The 18346-nt window shown below is 58.9% G+C and carries 12 protein-coding genes and 1 pseudogene; 3 read left to right on the forward strand and 10 right to left on the reverse strand.

Annotated elements, in window-relative coordinates; genetic code table 11:
* Positions 1–15: 15 nt before the first annotated feature.
* The 3 genes from KHQ23_RS14765 to KHQ23_RS14775 all read right to left on the reverse strand — a co-directional run bounded on the left by KHQ23_RS14765 (position 16) and on the right by KHQ23_RS14775 (position 5188).
* A complete protein-coding gene (locus KHQ23_RS14765) occupies positions 16–2745 on the reverse strand; it encodes a sigma 54-interacting transcriptional regulator (protein WP_117049180.1) in 2730 nt (909 codons plus the stop codon).
* 96 nt (positions 2746–2841) lie between these two features.
* Positions 2842–3876, reverse strand: coding sequence for a DUF2157 domain-containing protein (locus KHQ23_RS14770; protein ID WP_002892998.1), 1035 nt, complete (start codon positions 3874–3876; stop codon positions 2842–2844).
* A gap of 445 nt (positions 3877–4321) precedes the next feature.
* Positions 4322–5188 (reverse strand): helix-turn-helix transcriptional regulator, encoded by an 867-nt coding sequence (locus KHQ23_RS14775; RefSeq protein WP_004151823.1) that lies wholly within the window; start codon positions 5186–5188, stop codon positions 4322–4324.
* A gap of 108 nt (positions 5189–5296) precedes the next feature.
* On the opposite strand from KHQ23_RS14775, the gene KHQ23_RS14780 reads away from it, so the two are divergent.
* Both KHQ23_RS14780 and KHQ23_RS14785 read left to right on the forward strand, forming a co-directional pair.
* Entirely contained in the window at positions 5297–6724 is a 1428-nt protein-coding gene (locus KHQ23_RS14780) for an MFS transporter (RefSeq protein ID WP_032410977.1), read from the forward strand.
* A 70-nt stretch (positions 6725–6794) separates the two neighbouring features.
* A complete protein-coding gene (locus tag KHQ23_RS14785) occupies positions 6795–8039 on the forward strand; it encodes a mechanosensitive ion channel family protein (RefSeq protein ID WP_032410975.1) in 1245 nt (414 codons plus the stop codon).
* 3 nt (positions 8040–8042) lie between these two features.
* On the opposite strand, the gene KHQ23_RS14790 is transcribed toward KHQ23_RS14785, so the two are convergent.
* A complete protein-coding gene (locus KHQ23_RS14790; RefSeq protein WP_002892939.1) occupies positions 8043–9023 on the reverse strand; it encodes a LacI family DNA-binding transcriptional regulator in 981 nt (326 codons plus the stop codon).
* A 248-nt stretch (positions 9024–9271) separates the two neighbouring features.
* Here KHQ23_RS14790 and KHQ23_RS14795 point away from each other — a divergent pair, with 248 nt between their 5' ends.
* Entirely contained in the window at positions 9272–9688 is a 417-nt protein-coding gene (locus KHQ23_RS14795; protein ID WP_004151814.1) for an Exc2 family lipoprotein, read from the forward strand.
* Positions 9689–9707: 19 nt separating this feature from the next.
* Here the strand turns inward: KHQ23_RS14795 and KHQ23_RS14800 are convergent, their stop codons facing one another.
* The 6 genes and pseudogenes from KHQ23_RS14800 to KHQ23_RS14825 form a co-directional block, all read right to left on the reverse strand.
* Positions 9708–10859 carry a Gfo/Idh/MocA family protein gene (locus tag KHQ23_RS14800; RefSeq protein WP_004183287.1) on the reverse strand — a complete coding sequence of 384 codons (1152 nt, stop codon included), beginning with the start codon at positions 10857–10859 and terminating at the stop codon, positions 9708–9710.
* 1 nt (position 10860) lies between these two features.
* Positions 10861–11883: a sugar phosphate isomerase/epimerase gene (locus tag KHQ23_RS14805; protein ID WP_016946856.1), complete on the reverse strand. Its 1023-nt coding sequence runs from the start codon at positions 11881–11883 to the stop codon at positions 10861–10863.
* Between the two features lie 16 nt (positions 11884–11899).
* Complete coding sequence (locus KHQ23_RS14810; RefSeq protein WP_004198867.1) at positions 11900–13105, reverse strand: MFS transporter; 1206 nt, start codon at positions 13103–13105, stop codon at positions 11900–11902.
* A 187-nt stretch (positions 13106–13292) separates the two neighbouring features.
* The gene (gene pheP / locus KHQ23_RS14815) at positions 13293–14669 is read right to left on the reverse strand and encodes a phenylalanine transporter (RefSeq protein ID WP_004151811.1); all 1377 of its coding nucleotides are present in this window, start codon (positions 14667–14669) and stop codon (positions 13293–13295) included.
* A 106-nt stretch (positions 14670–14775) separates the two neighbouring features.
* Positions 14776–16973: pseudogene (locus KHQ23_RS14820) on the reverse strand (TonB-dependent receptor).
* A 59-nt stretch (positions 16974–17032) separates the two neighbouring features.
* Positions 17033–18115 (reverse strand): YncE family protein, encoded by a 1083-nt coding sequence (locus tag KHQ23_RS14825; RefSeq protein ID WP_004147457.1) that lies wholly within the window; start codon positions 18113–18115, stop codon positions 17033–17035.
* Positions 18116–18346: the final 231 nt, after the last annotated feature.

Consider the following 18346-nt stretch of genomic DNA (forward strand, 5'->3'; position numbering starts at 1 on the left):
GGGCTGCGTTGAGGATTACCAGCTAAAATCTTCAATACGTAATTCAAAAATATCGTGAATATAGCCAATTTCCGCTACCGGTAGCGCCACGTTATAGAGTATTTTCAGGCGCTGGAACGAGTGATTCACCATGGCAATAAATTCACCATGCTGGCGGGTAAATTGCTCAAGATCTTTATAATGGCTAATTTCATTACGCATTACCAGACGCTCAATCATACAGCTGAGATGCACATATAAACTGATAATTAAGTTATTATTAAAATGAAAACCAAGCGTATTTTGCCACTCAGCGATAATGGTTTCGATATGGCCCATGGTTTTTCCAGCATTCAGTATCGTCAGAGAGTTGACAACGTTATGCAGTGAAAACTCACGAACCATATTTTTATTAATCAGCGCAATTTGCTTTTCATTAAGATAGCCGCTTAAGAGCTGACTCAGATGTCGATGCCCCTGCTCGCCAAGTAGTTCCTCAATGCCAACCCAGGGCACTCCGGCCAGCTGCGGGTCGTGGGTACCCACGACCGCAATAACTTCATACTGGTGGAGCAACGATACCGCCGTACGACTGTTTTTTAAGCGCGTATACTCGCAGGCGATGATGTTAATATCAAAATCGTTGAGCAGGCTCTTCTCCATTAGATTTTTAAATTTAAATGCGATACCGATACCTGTAATACAGGTCACCAGCAGCACACGCTCTTTTTTTTCTGCGGGCCAGAACACATCCCAACGCGACTGATTAAGCGGCACGATCTCTTCGGCGATTTGTTCGATGTTTTTTCCCAACGCGATCTCGCTGGCAACGTTCAGCGCCATGCGGGTCGTTACGTTATCCACCACTACCAGCGGGCCGTTAATCACCGACAAAAGCGCATCGGCAATCTCCTTGGTGTAGCCCATATCAATAAGCACCATCACACCCGCACGCGTGTCCGTATGCTGGAGATAATCAACCACGGCGCGACTGACATCGTTAAACGCCACCTCCATCGGCATATCCATGGCCTGGTAGATCTTCTCGCCAATCAGGCGGTTGGCAACGCCGGCAATGCTGCTGGCGGTCGAATAACCGTGGGCGATTATCAGCGCTTTCACTTTTCCGCCGCTGGTCGCATCGATAGCATTACTGACAATGGCGGTAATCGCCAGACGGTCAAGCGTATCGATGAGCAGATCGTATTTATTATTGACGACATCCAGTAGTTTCTCCGCGATGCGTTGCGCCAGCCCCGCCGAGGAGTCCAGCCAGCGCTGCATCACCAGACGCACGGGCTCAGCAACGCTGCGCGGCGCCAGAGGGAGGCTGGTGAGGTAGCGGCCGGTAAGATAAGCGAATTCGACATTTAGCTGAAGGTCATAATTGACAGCGATTGCTTTGCCCACATCTTCAATAAAGCGCAGCCGTTTGTCCTGCAGAGAGACCGTACTCTCCTGATTCATCAGCGCATCAAGATAGAGCGTCACGTTCTGATAAATAAGCTTTTCAAAGGTCCGCACGCTAATATTATCCTGAGCCAACTCCTCGCACAGGCTACAAATATTTTCCGTTAGCCGTTGGTATTCATGGTGACGACCAGAAAAAAGAGGCTGCGCGTCGCCATCGCGGTAAATCATAACCCGCTCGCTATTTTGCTGAAGGGTAAAAGGCGCATCCGCCAGTAATCGGTCGGGCAGCAAACCCGCTTTTATATGTAAAAGACCGCTATCACGTTCGCCAAATGTCCAGGCGCTGGCGCAAATATTGCGAATCAAATTTTCCAGCCCACCGACATTTCCTTCAAGCGTTTCACGCATTAGCTGGCTGACGATTTCGCCATCCAGCGCCAGATCGTGGTTCAAACGCTGGGCTTCACGGCGGAAAAAGTGGTGGATAAACGCCAGCCGCTCGAATTGGCCGCGTTCAGCGATCGGCAGAATTTTTACAATCACCGGAATACGGCGAATAAAGGTCGCCAGGAAGTGTTTTTCCAGATCCTCGGTTGAAGCAAAAATTAGCCGCACCGTGGCGCTGCGCTCGTCGGCGCTCTCCCCCAGCCGGCGCCAGCTACCGTTATCCATAAAATGAAACAACTTTTCCTGGCCTTCGGGCGGCAGCCGATGAACCTCATCGATAAACAACACCCCGCCGTTGCTGGTCTCGATAAGACCAGGAACGGCCTTATCGGCGCCGGTAAAGGCCCCCTTCGCATGACCAAATAACTTCGAGGTCAGTAGTTCTGGATTATTCGCGTACTCGGCGCAGTTAAATACGGTAAAAGGCGCATCGGCAGGTAAAATACCTTCATCTATTGCGTAGTGCCAGAGCTGGCGAGCTAGAAAACTTTTCCCGGTGCCAGTAGGGCCCCGCAGCAGCAGCGGCAGACCTGCGCCAGGGTAGCTGATGGCAGCCTTGCACTGGCGCAATGCTTCCTGCAGGCTGCCCTGCGCGCCAATCAGCTGCGCCAGACTATCCTGACGATCCGCGCACAGCGCCTGAATGGAGGCGTATTCGCCGTGCCGAACCGCCAGGCGGTGATGATCGCGCAGAACGGTAACGGGTAAAAACAGCACCGGGCGACCGTTCACTTTGACCACCCGCTGCTTGCGATGGAGATTATTCAGATGATGGCTGATGATGCTGCGTTTTTGCTTCAAGCTATCGGCGATGGCCATAGCGTTAAACTCGCCCAGCGCTTCCGCCGTCAGCGCTCGCCCGGCGATCCGTTGTTCTAGTTGGCGAAAAATCGACTCCTTATTCATCTCGCTCCCCTGTCAAAAGCGTAAAATTCGCTTATACGACAATTCGCGCAGGACGTCGCTGCCGCCAGCCACACTTCTTTAAAAACGCTTAATTTTTCATGGCTTAACGTTTCCCGCATGCCAGATGCGCTCGGCATAGCGGCCAATCACCGCCAGCGAGACGGCAAGGATCAGGAAAAACAGCACTTTGTGCATCCCGTTCCAGAAAAACTCAAAGAAACGGGTATAGAGATTGATCGCCAGGAAGGTTAGTCCGAAGCCGCGCAGCATTCCGTCATCGGTTTTCAGGCTGATAAAAATGCAGACGCCGGCCGCTACGGCAAACAGCAGCCCCCACGGCAGGAGTCGCGCCTGGCTCACCTGGTACCAGCTGTCTGCGTCGTAATTGCCGAAAATCGACATGATCCACAGCGCAATAAACAGGTACGTGAGGCCCATCGCCTTGCTGACGGTAAACAGCTGCCGCTGGCGAAGCAGGGATTGCGCGCCGTAGCAGAGCGCCAGCAGCGCGCCGCCGAACAGGACGAAGCGAATCGGGTAGTTCATGCCCAGCCAGTAGGCGCCCCACCCTGAGACGTAGCCGGTTTCCGCGCCGAACCAGTTGCCCAGCGCCAGCAGAAAAAAGAGCCACACCAGCCCGGAGCGGGCAATATAGCCGATGGCGCCGTAAATCACGCATCCGGCCAGAAACAGCGGTGCGATATGGCCGCTGCCGTTATCCAGCCGTTCGCCAAGCTGCCATAGCGCCACGGCGGTAAAGACGACGCCCAGAAACAAAATCGCCTCGGTGCTGTAGTGCCACTGCGTCTCCCGCCGCTGGCGACGAAAACCCCAGCCGTAGCAGACGACTGCCAGCAGCGCAGGCAGCAGGATCCGCATCAGCGCCGAGTGGCTGAACAGGCTCAGCAGCCACGCCACCAGCTCGCTGTCGGCGAACAGACTGCCCAGGGAAATCAGCACGCAGGCCAGCGCGGTCCAGAAGGCATAGCGGCTCAGGCGCCGCCAGTCGAAGGGGGAGACGCGCATCGTTTGCGCCAGCCGCTGGCTGTCCGAGGGGGTTAACTCCCCGCTGGCCTGCCAGGCATTCAGCGCGCGCTGAATAATGCGCTGCTCTTTTCGGGTTACGTTCATAGGCATTCCTTGAGACTGATGACAAACCTGTTTTCGCTAATATGCTCGCCTTTCTGCCGGGCAGCGGCTGTCGCCCTCCCCGGCCTACTTAACCATTTATATATCAGATTGTTACTCCTTACCGTAAGCCCACGTAAGCGCAGCGCCGCCGAGCATGATATCAGGCACGGAGCCGCTTTATTGCCGGGTGGCGGCTGGCGCCTTNNGAGCCCGGGGGTACAGGGGGCGGCGGCGACTGGCGCCCCCTGTGCGCTCCCTGCGCCATGAGTGACATAACGCAGAAGGCGTATCGGGAGCGCAATGTGTGCTGAAGTCGTAGATCACATACAGGACTTCCCGACAGTGCTTTCCCTCCCCTACTCCCGGAGGGAAAGGGAACCGTCCAGCAGCGCCGGCCGGGCAATACCCGAAGATGGCACATTGCCAGCCATCTGATTCCCTGTGATTAATGTTGGTCCAGCCACGCCAACGCCTGCTCACCCGCCTCGTCCATCGGCAGGTAGACCAGCAGGCGCGAGCCGTTGCGCGGCGCCGAATACCAGTACATCTGCTGCAGGCTGAATCGCCCGAGCTGCGGGTGGTTAAAATGTTTAATCTGGTTTTCCACGCCGCGCACCTCGTAGCGCTGATGCCACAGCGCTTCAAACTCCGACGAGGCGGCGAAAAAGCGCGCCAGTTTGTTTTCCCACGCCGGATCGCCGCGGTGCTCGGCCATCGCGGCGCGGAAATAGGAGACGAAGGTCGGCAGCACATCGCGATTTTCGATCCGGCTGCGCCAGGTCTCATGGGTCAGATAGAGATAAATGCAGTTGCGATCTTCTTCCGGGAGGGTGGCGAAATCGATGCCCATCAGGCGGCAGAAGCTGTCGTTCCACGCCACAATATCAAAGTTCGGTTTCTGAATGCTGGCCGGCTGCGGCATCAGGCTGTCCAGCATCCGGCGGGTCCCTGGGCTGATGCCTTCGCACACCGTCACCTGGGTGGCTTCCGGCGGGGTCAGCCCGGCGAGCACGAACAGATGCCGGGTCTCCAGCGGACTGCACTGCAGGGCATTCGCCACCCCCACCAGCACCGCCTCCGACGGATTCACCTCCCGCCCCTGCTCCAGCCAGGTGTACCAGGTAACGCCGACGTCGGCGAGCATCGCCACCTCTTCCCGGCGCAGACCCGGCGTGCGCCGGCGGCCCACCCGGGGCAACCCCAGGCGCTGCGGATCGAGGCTTTCACGGCGGGCGCGCAGAAAGGCCCCCAGCTGTTTGCGTCGATCGTCCGGCACGGCGATCGTCGACTCCCGTTGCGGCATCGTGGTCATCACCCCTCCAGCATAGTAGTGCCAATACCAGTATAGACAGGAACTGGTACCCGTTTAATTTATCGGTAATGCTACGTCGGTCTGCTGAATGACGCAATGGAGAATCCCATGAATACGTCTGCTGTTTCACCCGGCCGCGCCGGTCTGTTGCTGCTGCTGAGCGGCCAGATGCTGCCGCTTATTGATACCTCGATCACCAATGTGGCGCTGGACGCCATCACCCACACCCTGGCGGCCAGCGCCACGCAGCTGGAGCTTATCGTCGCGCTGTACGGCGTCGCCTTTGCCGTCTGCCTGGCGATGGGCAGTAAGCTTGGCGATAACTATGGCCGCCGGCGCCTGTTTATGTGGGGCGTCGCCCTCTTTGGCATCGCTTCCCTGCTGTGCGGGATGGCGAACAGCATCGGCGCCCTGCTGGCGGCCCGCACCCTGCAGGGCGCCGGGGCGGCGCTGATTGTGCCGCAGATCCTCGCGACCCTGCACGTCACCCTCAAAGGCCCCGCCCACGCCCGGGCCATCAGCCTGTATGGCGGGATCGGCGGGATTGCCTTTATCGTCGGTCAGATGGGCGGCGGCTGGCTGGTGTCGGCGGACATCGCCGGGCTGGGCTGGCGCAACGCCTTTTTTATCAATGTGCCGATCTGCCTGCTGGTGCTGGCTCTGAGCCGCCGCTATGTGCCGGAAACCCGTCGCGAGACGCCGTCGCGGATTGACTGGCAGGGTACGCTGTACCTCGCGCTGATCCTCTGCTGCCTGCTGTTCCCGATGGCCCTCGGTCCGGAGCTGCACTGGCCGCTGTGGCTGCAGCTGATGCTGGTGGCGGTCCTGCCGCTGCTGTTCGCCATGCGTCAGAGCGCCCTGCGCCAGCAGCAGCGTGGCGACCATCCCCTGCTGCCGCCGCGTCTGCTGCAGTTGACCAGCATCCGCTTCGGGATGGCCATCGCCCTGCTGTTTTTCAGCGCCTGGTCCGGCTTTATGTTCTGCATGGCGCTGACCATGCAGGAGGGACTGGGGATGGCGCCGTGGCAGTCCGGCAATAGCTTTATCGCCCTCGGCGTGGCCTATTTTATTTCGGCGCTGTATGCCCCGCGGCTTATCGCCCGCTACAGCATGGGGCGGATCCTGCTGACCGGTCTGGCGGTACAGATCGCCGGACTCTTGCTGCTGTGCGCCACCTTCTCCCGCTTCGGCGTCGCCACCAGCGCCCTGACGCTGGTCCCCGCCACGGCGCTGATCGGCTATGGCCAGGCGCTGATCGTCAACAGCTTTTATCGGATTGGTATGCGCGATATCAGCGCCAGCGACGCCGGGGCCGGGAGCGCAATCCTCAGCACCCTGCAGCAGGCGACCCTCGGTCTCGGACCGGCTATCCTTGGTTCGCTGTTCCTGGCGCTGGCCCGTCGCGGCGGCGGCAACTATCCGCAGGCGCTGATTGATATTCTGCTGGTCGAGGTGGCCATGATGCTGTTGCTGGGGGCGATAGCGCTGTGGCTGCGCCATCACCTCAACCGACAGCCGGCGACGGTGGCCTCGTAATACCGGCGGCGGTAATTTGCATAATAGCTATCCAGCGGTCATCATACCCGCTGGATATTCAGGAGACGTTATGCAGGAATTAATATCGCAAATTGCCGCCTTAGGAATCGAAATAACCCCCACCCGCTCGCTGATGATTATCTTCGGCATTATCTTGTTCACCGCCGTGGTCGTGCATCTGATATTGCACAAAGTGGTCCTGCGCGCATTTGAAAAACGGGCGCTGGCCAGCAGCCATCTGTGGCTGCAAATCATCACGCAGAATAAACTCTTTCACCGACTGGCCTTTACCCTGCAGGGGATCATCGTCAATGTGCAGGCGGTGCTGTGGCTGCAAAAAGGCAGCGAGGCCGCGGAAATATTAACCACCGTGGCTCAGCTATGGGTGATGATATATGCCATGCTGTCCTTCTTCTCGCTGCTGGATGTCATTTTAAAGCTGGCGCAGAAATTTCCCGCCGCCTCACAGCTGCCGCTGAAGGGCATATTCCAGGGAATTAAGCTGGTGACGGCGATTATTATCGGCATTCTGATTATTTCGCTACTGATAGGCCAATCGCCAGCGATCCTGATTAGCGGGCTCGGCGCGATGGCCGCGGTGCTGATGCTGGTGTTTAAAGATCCGATCCTCGGTCTGGTGGCCGGTATTCAGCTCTCGGCCAACGATATGCTCAAGCTTGGCGACTGGCTGGAGATGCCAAAGTACGGCGCCGACGGCGCGGTGATCGATATCGGCCTCACCACGGTCAAGGTGCGCAACTGGGACAATACCATCACCACCATTCCGACCTGGTCGCTGGTCTCCGACTCGTTTAAAAACTGGAGCGGCATGTCGGCCTCCGGCGGCCGCCGCATCAAACGCAGCCTTAACATCGACACCACCAGCATTCATTTTCTTGACGAACAGGAGAAGCAGCGCCTGATCCGGGCGAAATTACTCAAACCCTATATGGATTCGCGCCACGAGGAGATTAGCGCCTGGAACCAGCAGTACGCCGGGGAACAGTCGGTTCTCAATGAGCGGCGAATGACCAATGTCGGCACCTTCCGCGCCTATCTGCAGGAGTATTTACGCCATCATCCACGCATCCGCCAGGATATGACCCTGATGGTGCGCCAGCTGGCGCCGGATGCCAACGGCTTGCCGATCGAGATCTACTGCTTCACCAACACCGTGGTATGGGCGGAATATGAGGGGATCCAGGCGGATATTTTCGACCATGTCTTCGCCGTGGTGGATGAGTTTGGCTTACGCATTCATCAAACGCCCACCGGCAACGATATTCGCGCGCTGACCGGCGCCTTCTCCCGCTGATCCTCAGACGCTGGCGCGGTCTATCACGCGCCAGTCCATCATCACCCGTTCGACGGCAGCGTCGGGATCGTCGATGCGTTTCATCAGTAGAGACACCGCCGTACGGCCGATCGCCCGGGAGGGCTGTTCGACGGTGGTCAGCTGCGGGGAGACCACTTCCGCCAGCTCGGTGCCATCGAAGCCGATCACCGCGATATCCCCCGGCACCCGCAGTCCGGCCTGGGCGATAGCCCGCAGCGCCCCGGCGGCGAGGGAGTCCGAAACGGCAAACACCGCATCGGGCTTCTCGTCTTGCGACAGCAGTTGCTCCATCGCCCGTTTACCGGCCGCCGCGCTAAGATCCTGCGCGTAGGTCACCTGCTGATACGCCAGACCGTGCACGTGCAGCACGCTTTTATAGCCGCGCTCGCGCAGGCGGGCATAGCGATAGCTAAGGTCGTGATTAATGAGCGCGATGCGGCGGCGGCCGCTATCGGCCAACCGGGATACCGCCCCCTGAGCCGCCTCAACGTCGTTAATCCCGACGCAGGAGATGCTGCCGGTGTCGGCATACTCCGCGCACTGCACCCAGGGCGCGTCGCCAATCATGGTGGTCAGTTCCGGCAGGCTGGAGAGCGCGTTCATGGTAATAATGCCGTCGACCATTTTGCCGGAGAGTAGCTGCAGGCCCGAGGTCGAGCGGGCCAGATCCGACCCGGAGTTACACAGCAGAATGCGATAGCCATTCTTCTCCGCCTCTTCTTCTATCCCCTTCACCACCTCGGCGCAAAAGGGGTTAGCGATATTGGAGACCATCACCAGGATCATATTGCTGCGGGCGGTTCGCAGCTGACGCGCCAGCAGGTTCGGCTGATAGTTGCTCTCTTTGATCGCCTGCAGTACGCGCTCACGGTTTTTGGCTTTTACCGTATCGCTGTTGTTCAGCACCCGCGACACCGTGGCCACCGAGACGCCGGCCAGACGAGCAATTTTCTGAATAGACATAAACCCTGCACTTCCTGCGATAGAGGTGGATCCTGCAGGCTATCATAAATGACCTCTGATTGGCCTGCCAGCCTGGCGCGAAAGCGTAGCTCAGCGAGACGGTGTCCCGGGAAACTATTAATAATCAGGGCTTCTCTCCCGCCCCGTTAACGCGCATCCTTTTGCCGTTTCATATTCTCATTAGCGCAGGAGGCGCAACAGACCGCCTGCGCCCCATTTTTTCTTTTATGATTAAGGATGATATCCCCATGAGGCTCACCACCGCGGTTCTCGCCCTCAGCTGTGCCCTGGCAACGATCACCGGCTGCACCTCGTCAAAATCGTCACCGGAACGCCATGCCTACGCCTTCGTCGCCCACCGCTCCGATTTTGTCGGCGGCAACTTCACCGTCAACCGCCAGGAAAATTACCGTTTAAACCTGCCGACCTTTACGGCGATGTATGCCCGCGGACAGCAGGATAAAGCCGCTGGCATGAGCGAAAGCGATGCCCGCCGCACCGCGGAAGCCATCAAACAGCAGGCGGCGCAGGGCACCCGCACCGAGCACGCTTTCACCGGCAATGCCAGCGACAAATGGGATAATGCGATGGAAAATAAAGATGCCGTCCTGTTCGGCAACGAGCTCTCCGGTGCCTATCTCGACGGCTATCTTGGGGTGAAATAATCCTGCGCCCCACCTGCGCTCAGCGTTCGACGCTGACCCAGCGCTGCTGCTGATGGCTTTTGACGATCGCCTCGATGATGTACATCACATCGGCGCCGTCGTCGAAAGCGGCGAAGCGCCGGGCCCCGGCCGCCGGCATCTTCCCGGCGCGCACCGCCTGATAAAAATGCCCCATCATATTCTTAAAGGCGTCCGGCCAGCCCTCAATATGGCCGCCGGGGTAATGGGCGCTGTCAGCGATTTCCGGCCGCAGCAGGCTCGGGTCATCGCTGAGCAGGCGATCCGGCTGCTCGCGGTGGCCGATCCACAGCCGCTGGGGCACTTCCTGATCCCAGGCCAGAGAACAGAGGCTGCCGTTAATCTCCACCGCCAGACGGTTTTTCCGCCCGGCGCTCACCTGAGAGACCATAAAGCTGCCTTTGCTGCCATCGTCAAAACGCAACAGCACCGAGCCAAAGTCCTCGGTATCGACAGGCCGCGTTTCATATGCCTGCGCCTCGTGAACGGCGCTGAAGGTCGCTTTGCCATTGACCGGCGCTTTACGCGTTGGCCAGACGATAGACAGATCCGCCATCACCTCGACAATCCGCCGACCGGTCATAAACTGCACGGTATCGCACCAGTGGGAGCCGATGTCGGCCACCGTCCGCGACGCGCCGCCCTGCGCCGAATCGACCCGCCAGTTGTAGTCGGTCTCCAGCAGCATCCAGTCCTGCAGATAGCTGCCGTGGGCCGCGAAGATTCTGCCGACCTCGCCATGGCGGATCATCGCCGCCGCCTGCTGGACCATAGCGAACTGGCGATAGACGAAGCTGACGCCATGCACCACGCCGGCCCGGGCGGCAAGCGCCACCAGTTCCCGCGCCTCCTCCGCCGTCATACACAGCGGCTTTTCCGAGAAGACGTGCAGCCCGGCGGCGAGGATCTGCCGATTAATCTGGGCATGTAGATGGTTGGGCGTACAGTTATGCACCACCTGCAGCCCCGGATGGGCCAGCAGCGCCTCCACGCTGTCGTAGGCATGGGCAATGTTCAGCGCTCGCGCCTTGCGCTGCGCCGCCTCAAGGCGGCTGTCGCACAGCGCCACCACCTCGACATCTCCCAGCCGCCGCAGCGCCTCCAGATGCGCCGGGCCAATAAACCCTGCCCCTATAATCGCGACCTGAATCATGTTATTCCCTCCCGCCGGCGGCAAAGTCATCGAAGGCCCGTCCGGCAACGGGAATGATATGGCGGCGGATAAACTCGCTGCCCTCGCGCGCGCCGGTCTCACTATCCTTCAGGCAGCACTCCCACTCCAGCACCGCCCAGCCGGCAAAATCATATTCGGTCAGCTTACTGAACACCCCTTTGAAGTCGATCTGCCCGTCGCCGGGAGAGCGGAAACGCCCGGCCCGCTGCTGCCAGGGCTGGTATCCACCGTAGACGCCATTGCGCCCGTTGCGGCGAAATTCGGCGTCCTTGACGTGAAACGCTTTAATACGCGCATGATAGATATCGATATAGGCCAAGTAGTCCATCTGCTGCAGATGCAGGTGGCTCGGGTCATAGAGCATATTGCAGCGCGGATGGTTATCCACCAGCGCAAGAAAACGCTCAAAGGTCACGCCATCGTGCAGGTCTTCGCCGGGGTGGATCTCATAGCAGACATCGACCCCCTGCTCGTCGAAGAGGTCCAGCAGCGGCCGCCAGCGCCGGGCCAGCTCGGCAAAGGCCTCATCCAGAAGCGGCTGATTATGCGGCGGCCACGGATAAAAAAAGGGCCATGCCAGCGCCCCGGAAAAGGTCGCGTGCGCCTGCAGCCCCAGGCGGCCGGAGGCTACCGCCGCCTGGCGCACTTTCTCCACCGCCCAGCGCTGGCGCGCCTGCGGATCGCCATGCAGCGCCGCCGGGGCAAAGGCGTCAAACGCCGCGTCATACGCCGGATGCACCGCCACCAGCTGTCCTTCAAGGTGAGTGGACAGCTCGCTGATCACCAGCCCATGCTCCGCCAGGATGCCGCTGACCTCGTCGCAGTAGGTCTGGCTCGCCGCCGCCCGCTCGACATCAAAAATCGCCGGGTGGTTGCAGGGGATCTGCAATGCCTTGTACCCCAGGCCGGCGGCCCACTGCGCTATCCCCGCCAGGGTGTTGAACGGCGCCTGCGGCCCGATAAACTGCGCCAGAAAAATGCCCGGTCCCTTAATCGTTTTCATACCCCCTCCTGAAAAATTAGTGCGGCTCTTTCTCGTTGTACTGGAAAGAGAAAAGGAAAATCAGCGCGATAACCGCGGCGGCCACCGCCGGGATCCACCAGAAGGTCACCCAGGCCTGAGGCACGCTCTGGCCGGCCACCAGATGGTTATACAGCGCGCCGGAGATCTGCGAGCCCAGCAGCATGCCGATCCCGTAGGTGAACATCACAATCATGCTCTGCGCCTGGCCTTTTACCTTCTCGCCCGCCACGCGGTCGGTGTAGATAAAGCCAACGACAAAGAAAAAGTCATAGCACACGCCGTGCAGCAAAATGCCCAGATAGAGCAGGAAGCGCCCCTCCTCGCTGACTCCGAGAGCGAAAAAGGCGTAGCGGACGAACCACGCCGCCATGCCGATGAGCAGCATGTATTTCACCCCGAGGCGACGGAACAGCAACGGGATCACCAGCATAAAGACGATCTCTGACATCTGACCGAAGGACATCGCGGTGCTGACATCTTTGACGCCGGCATCCGCCAGATACGACGCGGTATAGGCGTAATAGGTGCCTAACGGCACGGAAATTAAGGTGGCGCAGAGGGAGAAAATCAGGAAATGGCGGGTTTTCAGCAGCGCGAAGGCGTCCGCGCACAGCAGGTCGCGAAACTGAACCGGCATGCCTTTGGCCGGCGCCGGGGTGTGCGGCAGCGTCAGGCTGTAGAGCGCCAGCGCGACCGAACAGAGCGCCGCCAGCGTGAAGATGCCGGTGGTATCAGAGATACCGGTCACCCCGATGCAGATCCCGGCGATAATCCAGCCGATGGTGCCGAACACGCGGACCACCGGGAAGGTTTTATCGACATTGGCCAGGCTGTGGAAGGCGATATTGTTGGTCAGCGCCAGGGTCGGCATATAGCACAGCGTATAGCCGAACAGCAGGCCAATCAGCAGGGCGCCGTTCTGCGCCACCAGCGCCTGCGGGACAAACCACAGGATCGCCGCCCCGGCCAGGTGCATCACCGCCATCACCTTCTGCGAGGCGAAAAAGCGATCCACCAGCATCCCCAGCACAAAGGGAGACAAGATGGAGGCGATCGGCCCGGCGGAGAACGCATCGCCGATCAGCAATGACATCTCATAGCGGGTCATCACCAGCCCCAGGGTCACCGACCAGCTGCCCCAGATAAAAAACTGCATAAACATCATTAACGACAGCCGCGGCACCAGAAAACGGTGGCTCACGCGGACACTTTCCCGACCTTCTGTTGTTGTGACCATGTTGCTCGCCCTCAGAAAAGTAATCGATTACAAAACCGCTCAAAACAAAAGTAATCGATTACAAAAAGAAGATCGCCAGGCAAATGCGCCGCCTGCGAAGAGGATCACAATAAAAAGGCAGGCAGCCCCGCCGGACGGCGGGGCATCTCGCTTACGCCGGGCGGCGCAGCAGTTTGAAGGCGATAAACAGGAACAGGATCCACACCGGCAGCAGGATCGCCGACAGACGCATGCCGTCGATAGTGCACATCAGCGCCAGGATCAGCCCAAGGAAAGCAATGCAGAAGTAGTTGCTGGCGGGCGCCAGCAGCGCTTTGAACTTCGATTCGCGCCCTTTGCGGCGCTGGGCGGCGCGGAACTTCAGGTGCGCCATACAGATCATGATCCAGTTCAGCAGCAACGTCGCCACCACCAGGGCCATCAGCAGCCCCAGCGCTTCATGCGGCAGCAGGTAGTTCAGCACCACCACCAGCGAAGTGATAATCCCGGAGAGCAGCAGGGAGTTCACCGGCACGCCGCGCTTGCTGACGCGGGCGAGAAATTTCGGCGCATTACCCTGCACCGACAGGCCGAACAGCATCCGGCTGTTGGAGTACACACCGCTGTTATACACCGACAGCGAGGCCACCAGAATGACGAAGTTCAGCGCGGAGGCCACCAGGTTGCTGTCCAGATTATGGAAAATCATCACAAACGGGCTGCTGTCGGATTTGATCTCCACCCACGGGTAGAGCGCCAGCAGCACCACCAGCGAACCGATATAGAACAGCAGGATACGATAGACCACCTGATTGACCGCTTTGGGAATGCTCTTTTCCGGGTTTTGCGCTTCGGCGGCGGTGATGCCGATAAGCTCCAGCCCGCCGAAGGAGAACATGATCACCGCCAGCGACAGAATAAGTCCGTGCCAGCCGGTGGCGAGGAAGCCGCCGTGTTTCCACAGATTGTCGAACCCGGCTTTGCTGCCGCCGTGGCCGCCGAACAGCATCCACAGGCCGAAGGCAATCATGCCGATAATCGCCAGCACCTTGATCAGCGCGAACCAGAACTCCGCTTCGCCATACAAGCGTACGTTGACCAGGTTGACGGCGTTAATAATGATGAAGAAAGCCGCCGCCCAAACCCAGGTGGGCACGTCGGGAAGCCAGTACTGCATATAGATCCCGGCGGCGGTCAGCTCCGCCATCCCTACCAGCACGAACATCACCCAGTAGTTCCAGCCGGAGAGAAAGCCGGCGAACGGCCCCCAGTACTTATAGGCAAAGTGGGCAAAGGAACCGGATACTGGCTCTTCCACCACCATTTCGCCCAGCTGGCGCATGATCAGAAAAGCGACAATCCCGGCCACGGCGTAGCCCAGTAAGACCGCCGGGCCGGCCATTTGAATCGCGGGACCAATGCCGAGAAACAGGCCGGTGCCAATCGCGCCGCCAAGGGCGATAAGTTGAATATGTCGGTTCTGTAAACCGCGATGAAGCGTCGGGCCACTTTCCGTGACGGTCTCCGACGACGTTGACGCGTCTTTCACGTCGTTCCCCTGTGTGTTTTTGTGAAGGGGCACCTTTTATCACTTAGGGGGGATTGTCGCAAGTTGCGTGGGGCGAGCGTCAGCCGCCCGCCCCGCTTTTTTAGCGTCAGAAGTCGTAGCTCATTGAGACGCGGACGGTACGCGGATCGCCTTCGAACAGATAGGTACCGGTATCGTCAATGCCAGACCAGTACTTCTCGTTGGTCACGTTGGTCACCCCGACGCGCCAGATCATTTCGTTCTGGTCGGCGTTCAGACGCATACGATAGCGCAGGCCTAAATCCAGGGTGGTGTAGCTATCCAGCTTCTTGGTATTGGCCGCATCGGCATACTGCGAGCCGCTATGATTGACGCGCGCGGTCGCGGTCAGGCCTTCCACCGGCTTGATATCATACTCGGCGCCGAGCACCGCGTAGAAGTTAGCCACCCCGATGGCATCTTTACCGTCGGTGGCGCCTTCAGCGGTTTTAGTCTGTTTGGCATCCAGCCAGACGGTACTGGCGTTAAGACGCAGTCCCAGCATCGGCTCGCCAAAGACGTTCATCTCTACGCCGCGGTTACGCTGCTCGCCGTCGAGGCCGTAATTGCCAGCGGTATCGGAAATGGCGTTCGGTTTTTTGATTTCAAACAGCGCCAGCGATCCTCCGATCGTACCGTAGTCGATCTTGACGCCCACTTCGTCCTGCTTCGAGTGCGCGATCCCGGTACTCTGCCCGGCATTGGCCGCCGTCGTCGGCGCCACAGAGCCCGGCTGCAGCGCTTCGGTATGGTTAGCATACAGCGACAGCTGCTCCCACGGCTTGTACACCAGGCCAAACGTCGGCATCCAGCGGCTTTGGGTATAACGCGAAGAGGTATCTTCCAGCCCGGTGGCGTTGCTGTAGTTGCGCACAACCACTTTCTGATGACGAGCGGCGGCGGTAAACAGCACTTTATCGTTAAAGAAGCCGAGGGTATCACTCAGCAGCCAGCCCTGCGTACGGCTGCGCGAGGTGACCAGCGGATCGTGGTAGTTGCCGCCAAAATAGGCGTTATCCGGCATCGCCACATCACGGTTGTCATAGATATTGGTGGTCGGATTCTTCGCCGACATCCGCCAGGCGGTCGCATCGGTATGCACCTGCGCCGCATAGCCGAGGTTCACCTTATGCGAAATCGCGCCGGTATTGAAATCGCCGCGTACCCCGCCCATGCCGCTGATCGCGTCGATAATGCGGTTAGTATCCAGGCGGCCCACCGTCGCATCGCCGTTTTATTCAGAAGCTTCGGCGCGCTGTAGGTACCAATTTCATGCGAATGCTGGCCGCCGAGGGCGCTGTATACCGTCCAGCTATCGGTCAGGTCATATTCTGCCTTCGCCATGCCGAACTCGCTTTCAATATCGCTATAGCCCCACTTCTGGCTGTAGTTTTTGCTGTTGTCCGGCAGCGCCGGAACGAAATCCACGCCGCTGATATTGACGCCCATCGTACCGCCGTGGAACGTTTTCTTCTGATAGCCGAAATCGAGCGAGGAGCGGAAACGGTCGCCGCGGTAATCAAGCCCCAGCGAAGCCAGCGTGGTACGGCGTTTATCATTATCGATAGCGCCTTCACCCTCGCGGTGCACCAGGTTGACCCGGGCGCCGAACTGGTTGTTGTCGCCGAAACGGCGCCCCAGGTCGAGGGTGCCGCCCACCTGAGAATCAGAGGTATAGTCGACGCCAACGCGTGCGGTCGGCAGATCTTCCGCCCGCTTCGGCTCGAGGTTAATCATCCCGCCGACGCCGCTGCTGGCCGCGCCGTTAAGCAGGCTGTTAGCCCCTTTGAAAATTTCAACGCGCTCCAGCATCTGGGTGTCCATCACCTGACGCGGCACCACGCCCGCCAGGCCGCCCATCGTCATGTCATCGCCATCGAGCTTAAACCCGCGGATTCGATAGGTCTCGGCGAAGTTGCCGTAGCCCTGTACGGCCTGCACGCCAGCGTCGTTACTGACGACATCGGCGATAGTTTTCGCCTGCTGATCCTGAATCATCTTCGAGGTATAGCCGATGACGTTAAACGGGACGTCCATCGCTTTTTGTTCGCCAAGCATCCCCAGACGGCCGCCGTGGGCGATCTGGCCATCGAGGAATGCCGGAACCACCAGGTCGCCGCCGGATTTAAAATCGCTGGTTTCGTTAGCCTCGACGATGAGGGTCTCTTCGCCAGGCTGCTTCGCGGCGGCAGCGTCCGCGGCCATCGCCGTTTGACTGGCGGCGCCGATGGCTAAGGCCAGCAGCGTTTTACGCAGCGGGAAGGATGAATAGTGCGTGGTGTGCATAATTTGCCCCATGGATGAGGATAAATGAATCAAAGGGCCCGTCGCCGGACCCGTTATTTTTATTGCGCGTTCAGGTCGATACGTACGACGCTGTCCGGGCCTTTAGTGGAGTGGTCTTTATTGAAGGGCTGTTTGACGGTGACAAACAGCGTCTGACCATCGGCGGAAAGCAGCAAGCTGTTGGGATTGGCCGGCAGCGCCCAGCTTTTCTTCAGCGTGTAGCGGCTGGCGTCAAGGCTGATGACCTTGCCGGATTCACGCTGTGAAATATAAATTTCGTGGCGTTTCTTATTGAACTGCACCGCCAGCGAATCGCCGACGTCGAGCTGTTTAAGCAGCTTGCCGCTGTGGATATCCAGCACCAGAGTGGTTTTCGCTTTCGAGTTGTCGGTCACGAACAGACGGCCGGTGTCGCTATCTTCGGCCATATTAAGCAGCAGCGCCGGCTTGTCGCCCAGCGGCTTCCAGCGCTGTTCAATGCGTTGGTTACGCGGGTTGATCACCAGAATTTCACCGCTGCCGTTAGCGGCGTACACGCGACCGGTTTGCGCGGAGTAGTGCAGGCCGGTCATCCATTTACCGGTATTTTTAATCCGCGTTTTCAGCTTCAGGGTAGTGGCGTCAACCACCCAGATTTGCGCCGGGTCGGCGACCGCGCCAACGTAGAGAGTATTATTCAGCAACAGCAGCTGACGGGCCCCATAAGGGCGACCTTTTTCATTGCGCTCGCTGAACAGCAGGCGGTTTTTTACCTTGCCGGTGGCGGTGTCGATAGCGCTGATGCCGCCGTCCAGCGAATTGCTGACATACAGCGTTTTACCCTCCGCAGAGAGCTGTAAAGCGAAGTTTTTCAGATCGGTATGCGTCAGGCCGATGGTATTGAGGGTGTGCGGATCCAGTGTGTAAACCGCCCCGCCCTGTACATTTTTAAAGCCTTCAGCGCTGGCGACGTACAGCGCATCACCCTGCGGGCTTAACGCCATCTCGTACAGCCCTTCCGCTAGCTGGCGCTGCAGCGGTTGCGCCACGTTAGGGACTGGCGAGTCGACAACCGGTTGGGAAACGGCAGAGGAATGAGGCGTCGCGCAGCCGCTTAACGCCGCGCTGATGGCCAGCGTCAACGCCGGAAGTGTGTATTTCATTGGATCAACCCTATAAAAAATCAATGACCCGATGGACGCGCAGCGGCCGATATTGTGTGTTTCCAGCCTGCTGTCTTTACGTCACCCTACGCCTTCGCGACTCTTAGTGAACGACTCACTGGCGCAGCTCGAACCTTGCCAAAATTACGAATGAAAAAGAGAATGAGAACTATACTCATTATCTAATGTCAAACAAGTCCTGGCGGGCAAAAAAGATAATCTGCTGATTTT

The sequence above is a fragment of the Klebsiella sp. 64 genome, from assembly GCF_018223915.1.
Classification (GTDB): domain Bacteria; phylum Pseudomonadota; class Gammaproteobacteria; order Enterobacterales; family Enterobacteriaceae; genus Klebsiella; species Klebsiella pneumoniae.

Excerpts from the sequence above, each read along its gene's own strand:
- KHQ23_RS14795 (WP_004151814.1), top strand. The coding sequence starts at position 9,272 with ATGAGGCTCACCACCGCGGTTCTCGCCCTCAGCTGTGCCCTGGCAACG.
- KHQ23_RS14770 (WP_002892998.1), bottom strand. The coding sequence starts at position 3,876 with ATGAACGTAACCCGAAAAGAGCAGCGCATTATTCAGCGCGCGCTGAAT.
- KHQ23_RS14785 (WP_032410975.1), top strand. The coding sequence starts at position 6,795 with ATGCAGGAATTAATATCGCAAATTGCCGCCTTAGGAATCGAAATAACC.
- KHQ23_RS14780 (WP_032410977.1), top strand. The coding sequence starts at position 5,297 with ATGAATACGTCTGCTGTTTCACCCGGCCGCGCCGGTCTGTTGCTGCTG.
- KHQ23_RS14805 (WP_016946856.1), bottom strand. The coding sequence starts at position 11,883 with ATGAAAACGATTAAGGGACCGGGCATTTTTCTGGCGCAGTTTATCGGG.
- KHQ23_RS14800 (WP_004183287.1), bottom strand. The coding sequence starts at position 10,859 with ATGATTCAGGTCGCGATTATAGGGGCAGGGTTTATTGGCCCGGCGCAT.
- KHQ23_RS14775 (WP_004151823.1), bottom strand. The coding sequence starts at position 5,188 with ATGACCACGATGCCGCAACGGGAGTCGACGATCGCCGTGCCGGACGAT.
- KHQ23_RS14765 (WP_117049180.1), bottom strand. The coding sequence starts at position 2,745 with ATGAATAAGGAGTCGATTTTTCGCCAACTAGAACAACGGATCGCCGGG.
- KHQ23_RS14825 (WP_004147457.1), bottom strand. The coding sequence starts at position 18,115 with ATGAAATACACACTTCCGGCGTTGACGCTGGCCATCAGCGCGGCGTTA.
- KHQ23_RS14790 (WP_002892939.1), bottom strand. The coding sequence starts at position 9,023 with ATGTCTATTCAGAAAATTGCTCGTCTGGCCGGCGTCTCGGTGGCCACG.